General features: G+C 48.8%; 4 protein-coding genes. 3 read left to right on the top strand and 1 reads right to left on the bottom strand.

All coding sequences use genetic code 11. From position 1 onward, the window contains the following. Nucleotides 1-316 precede the first annotated feature (316 nt). The 3 genes from ACTHUT_RS13300 to ACTHUT_RS13290 all read left to right on the top strand — a co-directional run bounded on the left by ACTHUT_RS13300 (nucleotide 317) and on the right by ACTHUT_RS13290 (nucleotide 2,912). A complete protein-coding gene (locus ACTHUT_RS13300) occupies nucleotides 317-517 on the top strand; it encodes a hypothetical protein (protein WP_003685538.1) in 201 nt (66 codons plus the stop codon). A gap of 89 nt (nucleotides 518-606) precedes the next feature. Further along, nucleotides 607-2,004, top strand: coding sequence for an aspartate ammonia-lyase (aspA, locus tag ACTHUT_RS13295; protein ID WP_070461690.1), 1,398 nt, complete (start codon nucleotides 607-609; stop codon nucleotides 2,002-2,004). 245 nt (nucleotides 2,005-2,249) lie between these two features. Further along, complete coding sequence (locus tag ACTHUT_RS13290; RefSeq protein ID WP_440418881.1) at nucleotides 2,250-2,912, top strand: NAD(P)H-dependent oxidoreductase; 663 nt, start codon at nucleotides 2,250-2,252, stop codon at nucleotides 2,910-2,912. Between the two features lie 180 nt (nucleotides 2,913-3,092). Here ACTHUT_RS13290 and ACTHUT_RS13285 read toward each other — a convergent pair whose 3' ends face one another. Beyond that, nucleotides 3,093-5,438, bottom strand: coding sequence for a FepA family TonB-dependent siderophore receptor (locus tag ACTHUT_RS13285; RefSeq protein WP_440418880.1), 2,346 nt, complete (start codon nucleotides 5,436-5,438; stop codon nucleotides 3,093-3,095). Nucleotides 5,439-5,533 lie beyond the last annotated feature (95 nt).

The following is a 5,533-nucleotide window of genomic DNA, read 5'->3' as shown; positions in this document are numbered from 1 at the left end:
AAGTAAACGATTTGCCTGAAGATAAAAAAGAGCAAACCGAAGAAACCGAGCTGCCCGTTATCAACAATGAAGAAAAACGCGGCGGTCACAGCGAAGGCGGTTGCTGCGGCGCATGCGGCGGCTAATCTTCCCGACAAAGCCTCCGAGGCCGTCTGAAAAGTAAGACTTTTCAGACGGCCTTTTCCTTTCTAAACACTTACAGGTAAATCAATGAAAGGATGCGGGAGAAGAATTTAAACCCAACCGCGTTTGTGCTACATTCACATCTTTACAAACCACAACAATCTGCACCCGCAGACACACAAGGAAGAAAAAAATGTTTTGGTATATCGTCGGCTTTTTCGCCATTATCGTTTCCCTACTCGCCCTCTGGGTCAATGCCAGCGCGTTCGGTATGCAGGAAGACGGCACGCCGCAATCCGAATACGAAAAAATGTTGGGTCTGGGCGCGAAGCTGAAAGACAAAGATACGGTTGCCAAGGAACGCGAAGCGGCGCGCTTTCATCCTGACGATTAAGCCTTATAGACTGGACAATCTTGCCGAACTGGGCTAATGTTCCAAACGCATAATGCACACCAACACAACTATACGAGAAGGTAAGAGAAATGACTGTACGAATCGAACATGATTTACTGGGCGACCGCGAGATCCCTGCTGAAGTATATTGGGGCATCCATACTTTGCGCGCCATTGAAAACTTTAAAATTTCCACACAAAAAATTTCCGACGTACCGCAATTTGTCCGCAGCATGGTCATGGTTAAAAAAGCCACTGCGCAAGCCAACGGCGCATTGGGTGCCATCAAGCCGGAAATCGCGGCCGCCATCGAAAAAGCCTGTGATGAAGTATTGGTCAAAGGCCGTTGCCTCGACCAATTCCCGTCCGACGTTTATCAAGGCGGCGCCGGTACTTCGGTCAATATGAATACCAACGAAGTCATTGCCAACCTCGCATTGGAAGTCTTGGGTCACGAAAAAGGCCACTACGACATCGTCAATCCGATGGACCATGTCAACGCCAGCCAATCCACCAACGACGCCTACCCTACCGGCTTCCGCCTCGCCGTGTATTACAGCATCGGCGAATTGCTCGACAAACTGGCCATCCTAAAAAACGCCTTTGCCGCCAAAGCCGAAGAATTTAAAGACGTTTTGAAAATGGGCCGCACCCAGCTTCAAGATGCCGTACCAATGACTGCCGGTCAAGAATTCCAATCTTTCCAAGTGTTGTTGGAAGAAGAAATCCTCAACCTCGACCGTACCCGCTCCCTGCTGCTTGAAGTCAACCTCGGCGCCACCGCCATCGGTACGGGCGTGAATACACCTAAAGGCTATGCGGCTTTGGTTGTTGAGAAACTTTCCGAAGTCAGCGGCCTGCCTTGCAAACTGACTGAAAACCTGATCGAAGCAACCTCCGACTGCGGCGCATATGTGATGGTACACGGTGCATTGAAACGCACAGCCGTCAAACTGTCCAAAATCTGTAACGACTTGCGCCTGCTTTCTTCCGGTCCGCGCGCCGGTTTGAAAGAAATCAACCTGCCTGAATTGCAGGCCGGTTCTTCCATCATGCCCGCCAAAGTCAATCCCGTGATTCCTGAAGTCGTCAACCAAGTCTGCTTCAAAGTTATCGGCAACGACACCACCATCACTTTCGCAGCCGAAGCAGGTCAGTTGCAGCTGAACGTTATGGAGCCGGTAATCGCCCAATGTATGTTTGAAACCATTTCCCTCTTGGGCAACGCCGCGGTCAACCTGTCCGACAAATGCGTCAAAGGCATTACGGTCAACCGCGAAATCTGCGAACACTACGTCTTCAACTCCATCGGTTTGGTCACTTATCTGAACCCATACATCGGCCACCGCAATGGCGACTTGGTCGGCAAAATCTGCGCCCAAACCGGCAAAGGCGTGCGCGAAGTCGTACTGGAGCGCGGTCTGTTGAGCGAAGAAGAACTCAACCGCATCCTCTCTCCAGAAAACCTGATGAATCCTCATCTGTAATCAGGATTTGAAATCAAAGGCCGTCTGAAACTTTAACGTTTAAAGTTTCAGACGGCCTTTTCGTATTGATATTGATATTTATCGAATTTTTTTTGCGAAATTCAGAATTTAAAGATAGCCTGACCGTCAGGTTTGATTTAACATGGTGTTGTCCCAGCCTGTTTCCTCCTTAAGGTTATGCCGGTAATGATAACTCAAAAGGAACCGGATATTGGACTAACATCTTCATTTATTAGGAAAGCCAGATGAATCAAATTACACGCGAACAAATGCTGCAAGTATTCGAAAATCGCCGCGCCACCCGTTATTACGATCCCAACAAAAAAATCAGCCAAGAAGATTTTGCAGCAATTTTAGAATTTGCCCGCCTCTCGCCCAGCTCTGTCGGCTCCGAGCCATGGAAATTCTTGGTGATTCAAAACAAAGCGCTGCGTGAGAAAATCAAGCCTTTCAGCTGGGGGATGCAATTCCAACTGGACGACTGCAGCCATCTGGTGATTATCCTTGCCAAGAAAAATGCCCGTTACGATACCCCGTTCTTCCACAGTGCTGCCGAACGCAGGGGTCTGCAAGGAGAGCAGCTGGAAAAAGCGTTGGCAAGATACAAAAGCTTCCAAGAAACCGATATTAAAATTGCCGACGACCAACGCGCACTCTTCGACTGGAGCGGCAAGCAGACCTATATCGCTTTGGCCAACATGCTCACAGGTGCAGCCGCCATCGGCATCGATTCCTGCCCAATCGAAGGCTTCAACTACGACAAAATGAACGAAGTATTGGTGGCAGAAGGCCTGTTTGATGCCAATGAATGGGGCGTATCCGTAGCGGCAACATTCGGCTATCGTGCCAAAGAAATCACCAAAAAATCACGCAAACCGATTGAAGAAATGGTGACTTGGGTCGAATAAGCAGTTTGTATTCTCAGGGCGGCGAGTGTCGCCCTTTTTACTTTTTAAAAAAGTGAAGCAAATTCCGTAACAACAAATACTTCTAAATTTAAAATCGAAAAGGCCGTCTGAAACCATGTGTCAGAAATCTTAGATTTCATTTCACACCGTTTCAGACGGCCTGATTTAATACGCTTCTACTTAAAACGATACTTTCAAACTGCCGTAGAAGGCACGACCATGCTCGTTGTAAGTTTGTGCGCCGGCAGTTGTGCGGTACAGTTTTTTGTCAAACAGATTGCTGATACCGCCACGGACGGCCACGCGTTTGTTCCAGTTGTAGCCTGCGTTGATGCCCCAAATGCCGTAAGAGCCGACTTGGGTTTGGTTATGTTCGGAAGTTAAAGGAGTAATACCTGCACCTGGATTACCGTCTCGTTCCAGCCTATTAATCGCTACGCCGCGCGGTTTAGTACGGCCGTAGTGGGTAAAGGTCAAGTTAGCATCGAAGCGTTCGTTCGGCGTCCAAGACAATGTGCTGTTGATGGTGTGTTTCGGCACCAAAGACAATGGATTGCCTTGATAATCTTCGGATTTGTGCATGTAAGTGAAATTGTTGCTCCACTTGAGTGTGTCATGCAACGGAATCACCAAGTTGCCTTCGATACCCGAAATAGTCGCTTTCGGCGTATTTTCCCATTGCAAGAGCCAGTTGCCGATATTGCTGGTGGCAATAAGTTGGTCGCCAATTACGATTTTATTGCGGTACGCATTATGGAAATAAGTCGCTGAAGCCTGCCAGCCGTTTTTGGTGAACTCAAGGCCAATCTCTTTATTGATACTGGTTTCAGGTTTCAAATTACTGTTGCCCATATAGTAGCAACGCACGCTGTTCGGCGCATTGAGCGGACAGCCCTGACCGCGTGTGTACAGAATAAAGTCAGGATTGGTTTGATACAGGTTTGGTGCTTTGTACGCACGGGCAACACCGCCTTTAACCAACCAGTTTTCGCCGATTTGATGCGAGAAGTTCAAAGCAGGACTCCAGTTGCTGCCACTGTCGCTGTTGTGGTCGAAGCGGATGGCCGGAATCAGATGGGTTTTGTCGGTCAACGAAATATTGTCTTCAACGTAGGCCGCCCAATTGCGTTGCGAAGCCTTGCCGCCGCGCATTGCGGAGATACCGTTAAACGCATCGGTTTGGCCTTGGTCTTTAAATCCCTGAGTATTAGAAGCAGGATCATCCAACTTACTGTCAGTAAATTCCGCACCGACCGTCAACACATTATCGACACCAAGTTTGAACGGAATATTGGCTTCGCTGCTGAAACGCAGGTTTTTCAGACGGCTTTGAACAAAATCTAAGCCTGTATAGCTGCCTTCCGGACCACCTGCCAAACCTTCAGGTAAGTGGCTGTTGACTGTACGCTCATAACTGATCACGTTTTTGGTATCGCCCCATTCCCATGCGCCATCATGCGTTAAAGAATAAGCGGAACGGTATAAGCGAGCAGTTTCCTTAATGCCGCTCTGGTAGATTTCTCGCAGGGTCGATTCGGTGTCGGAAATCACCGCGCCTGTGGCAGTATCGGTGATGACGGTCCGTGTATTGGTGGCATTAGAGTTTTGCGAATCGCCGTTGTAGATATTGCCCTGACGGCTGTAGCTACTGTCTAAAATCAGGGTTTGTGACGGACTGATTTTCCATTGTAGGCGGCCGGCTATGTCTTTGTTCTTCACGCCTTCCACCCCTGCCGCTCCATAGGTGGTGTTGTTAACGGTGCGTGTTTGTCCGGCAGGAACAACGACACGTCCGCGTTCCCGTATCGGGCCGTTTTGCGTGGTAACGGTGGTGATGGAATCGCGGTTGATGTCAGTGGAGTCAGCATCGGTTTTGTTGAAATTGCCGTAAATGCGGAAGCCCAAAGTATCTTGGATAATAGGGCCGCTCAAATTAAAGCCGATACGGCGGGTTGCGCCCTCTTTGCTGTCTTGCGGCTGATTGGCGTAAAGATTGACTTGGCCTTTAAATTCTTTAGACACTTTTTTGGTAACAATATTGACCACGCCGCCCATCGCGCCGGAGCCGTAACGGGTTGCCGCCGGACCGCGCAAGACGGTAATGGATTCGATTTCTTCAACCGGCACCCAGTTGCTGTCGCCACGCGTATTGCGTTCACCGCGCATACTGATACGCTCGGACTGGCGTGAATTAACCGGCTTGCCGTCAATCAAAATCAAAGTGTTTTCAGGGCCCATACCGCGCAAGTCGATTTGGCGTTTGTTGCCACGCTGACCTGTTGCCGTATTGCCGGTCAGGTTGACACCCGGCATGGTACGGACAAATTCGGAAATATCATTGGCTACAGGGCGTTTGTCGATGTCGTCTTTAGAAATACGCGATACGCCGAGCGACTGTTGCAACTGCTTCTCGGCAGTAACGTAAACGGTATCGACTTCAGCCTGTTCAACAGCTTTCTCTTCAGCTGCGTGTGAGAATGCACTAATTAACGCCAAAGGCAAAATAGCGAGTGTGAATGTTTTCATTGCATTGTTTCTCTTGGTTTTGTTTGTTTAAAATCAAAATAAAAATTATTCGAGATTTTAAATAACCTTAACAGAGTTTTCAACGCAATTAAGAG

The organism is Neisseria sp. P0022.S010 (assembly GCF_051956635.1).
This window is presented reverse-complemented; position numbering and strand designations above follow the sequence as displayed.

Excerpts from the sequence above, each read along its gene's own strand:
- ACTHUT_RS13300 (WP_003685538.1), top strand. The coding sequence starts at position 317 with ATGTTTTGGTATATCGTCGGCTTTTTCGCCATTATCGTTTCCCTACTC.
- aspA (WP_070461690.1), top strand. The coding sequence starts at position 607 with ATGACTGTACGAATCGAACATGATTTACTGGGCGACCGCGAGATCCCT.
- ACTHUT_RS13290 (WP_440418881.1), top strand. The coding sequence starts at position 2,250 with ATGAATCAAATTACACGCGAACAAATGCTGCAAGTATTCGAAAATCGC.
- ACTHUT_RS13285 (WP_440418880.1), bottom strand. The coding sequence starts at position 5,438 with ATGAAAACATTCACACTCGCTATTTTGCCTTTGGCGTTAATTAGTGCA.